Annotated in this window: 2 protein-coding genes; both read right to left on the bottom strand. The window is 65.3% G+C overall.

From position 1 onward, the window contains the following. Positions 1 to 84 precede the first annotated feature (84 nt). Positions 85 to 876, bottom strand: a complete 792-nt coding sequence (gene istB / locus H7C86_RS36805; RefSeq protein WP_003944771.1) for an IS21-like element IS1415 family helper ATPase IstB — start codon at positions 874 to 876, stop codon at positions 85 to 87. Then, complete coding sequence (gene istA, locus H7C86_RS36800) at positions 876 to 2,417, bottom strand: IS21-like element IS1415 family transposase (RefSeq protein WP_086558015.1); 1,542 nt, start codon at positions 2,415 to 2,417, stop codon at positions 876 to 878. The genes istB and istA overlap by 1 nt, the downstream gene beginning before the upstream one ends. Positions 2,418 to 2,550: the final 133 nt, after the last annotated feature.

Raw genomic sequence — 2,550 nt, 5'->3', positions numbered from 1 at the left:
CGGCCAGTAGTTCTCCCCGCTGGTGGCCACGGGTTCTCCCCGGTGGCGGCCAGTTGTTTTTCCCCACCCGCTTTCTGATTTGGGTTAGCTGAAGGGCTTCACCCCCTTGCCGGTGGTGGCTTCGGTGAGGCGGAAGGAGTCGCCGTCGGTGACGACGACGTGCGCATGGTGCAGGAGCCGGTCAACGGTGGCGGTGGCCAATGTTTTGGGCATGATCTCGTCGAAGCCGGAGGGGTGCAGGTTGCTCGAGACGGCAATCGCTCGGCGTTCGTAGGCAGCGTCGACGAGGCGATAGAATCCTTCGGCGGCGTCTTCAGAGACCGGGAGCAGACCGATGTCGTCGACGATGATCAGGTCGGAGCGGATGATCCTCGTCAGGGCTCGGGCGATGGAGTCGTCGGCACGGTGCCGGCGGACCAGGGCACCGAGGTCTTCGATGGTGAACCAAGACACCGCCAGCCCAGCTTCGACTGCGGCCTGCCCGAGTGCCTCGGTGAAGTGAGACTTGCCAGTTCCCGAAGGCCCACAGACGCAGAAACATTCACGCCGCCCGACCCACTCCAGGGTGCGGAGCGCGTCCTGGGTGGCGCGGGGAATCGACGATTTCGTTTCGTCCCAGTCGCCGAAGGTCTTGCCGGTAGGGAAACCCGCGCGTTTGCGGCGAGTGTGCAGGTTCGCCCGGTCCCGGCCGGCGGCTTCCTCAGCGAGGAGAACCCGCACGACTTCGGCGGGGTCCCAGCGTTGGGCTTTCGCGGTCGGGATGATATCGCTCAAGGACCTGCGGATATGGGGCAGTTTCAGGCGTTTAGTCAGGTCGATCGCCTCGGCCAACGGGTCGCCGTTAGCGCTGGTAACAGTGCGCAAAGGGGTGCTCATCAGGCGTCATCGCTTTCATCGTCAGTAGTGGCTGGGCTGGCCGGCGCTGGTGTCTGGCCGAAGGTGGACCAGGCGGCGGTGCCCGGTTGCAGAGTGTGGTTCTCGCTGCGACGGACCGGATCAGCGTGTTCGTGGGTGACTTGGTAGTCGAGGATCGAGATCAGGTCCCGATCGGCGAACCGGCCGGTCATCGCCGCCGTCCCCAACGCTCTGTCGACTGCGTCCGGGGAGTGCAGCTTCGAAAGGTCCACGGCCTCGGCCATCTTCGCCCTGATGCGGCGCGCTCCCGCGGCGGCAGCCTCGACCAGCCAGCTGTTGGCACCCTGGCCCAACTGTAGGAAGGCGAGCTCGGCGGCGGTACGAGGCTTGGGCACCCGGTCGGCGGCGTCGCGGTCTGGGCGGGGTGGGTAGTGGTCGTTGTCGAGGACCGGTGAACCGGGTTGGCCGCGGCGGTGCCGCGCGACTTCGACTGCACCGCCATCATTGTCGACGGCGGTCACGATCAGCTCCTCACCATGGAAGCGGGCCCAGACCCGAGTGTCGATCAACGTGTGCGGCACCGAATACCGCACCCCTTCCACCGAGATCGTCGACTCCCAGTTCACCCGCCGGGTAGTGCCGAACACCGCGGTGAACGGAGATTTCGGCAGCGGATGCAGCCGCTGCAACTCTTCGGCCAGCCGCTCGACCGGCCGCCGCCGAGTAGAGCTGTGGACGCGGGTGTTGACGTCGGTGCAGAACTGCCGGCAAGCCGACTCGAGCTCACCGAAAGAGTGATACTGCTCGCGCAGGTTCACCTCCTTCGGCAACAGGTCGGCTTTGGCGATCCGCACCGTCGCCTCACTTCCTCCCTTCGACTCCGGATCAGCAGGTAAACACGTCCGCAGCGTCGTGCCGTAATGCCGTGCCACCTCCACGATCTCCGGATTGCGGACCGCGATCCCGGCCACGTGATCGATCGTCGCGGTCTTCTCGTTGTCGGTGAGGACATAGACCGGAACCCCGCCCAAGCGGCGGAATGTCGCATCCAAACACGCCGCCACCGTCGGCAATGTCTTGTCCCAGATCGGGATCACCACCCGAAATCGCGACCACGCCAACCATGTGCAGAACAACGTCGTCTTCCGGCCGGAAATCGTTGGCCCGTCACCGAAGTCGTACTGTAACCACAGCCCAGGTTCGGTTACCCACGGCCGATACACTCGCCGCCGACCAGCCCGAAACTGGGCCTTCGCCTCCGCGACCGTCCGGCGCGTGGTCCGCTCACCGCCGGTGAACCCCAGCGCGACGATCCGTTCGTGGATGACATCCGCGCGGACCTTGCCCTGCGAGCGGACCACCAACTCCTCGATCTTCGGCAGAAAGTCGTCGATCGCCCGCGCTCGATGCCGCCGGCGGTCCGGCGGCTGCCCCGCAGCGCGCATCTGCACATACCGGGCCACCGTGTGGTGATCACACCCAGCCAGCTCCGCCGCCGCCCGATAACTACCCGTGAGGTCGTACGCCTCCAAAATTTCCATGATCTCCCTGCTCGATTTCATCCACCCAGCGTTGCCGGGACCGAATCTGACTCACAGCAGGTGGGGAACTATCTGGCCGTACGCGGGGAGAAACCATGGCCACAAAATGCGCCATAAATGGCCGCCAGTGGGGAGCTTACGATGGCCGTCGACA

It is taken from the genome of Rhodococcus sp. UFZ-B548, from assembly GCF_903819475.1.
Lineage (GTDB): Bacteria > Actinomycetota > Actinomycetes > Mycobacteriales > Mycobacteriaceae > Rhodococcus_F > Rhodococcus_F erythropolis.
Note: the sequence above shows the minus strand (reverse complement) of the source record. Positions and strands in the feature narration are given on the sequence as shown.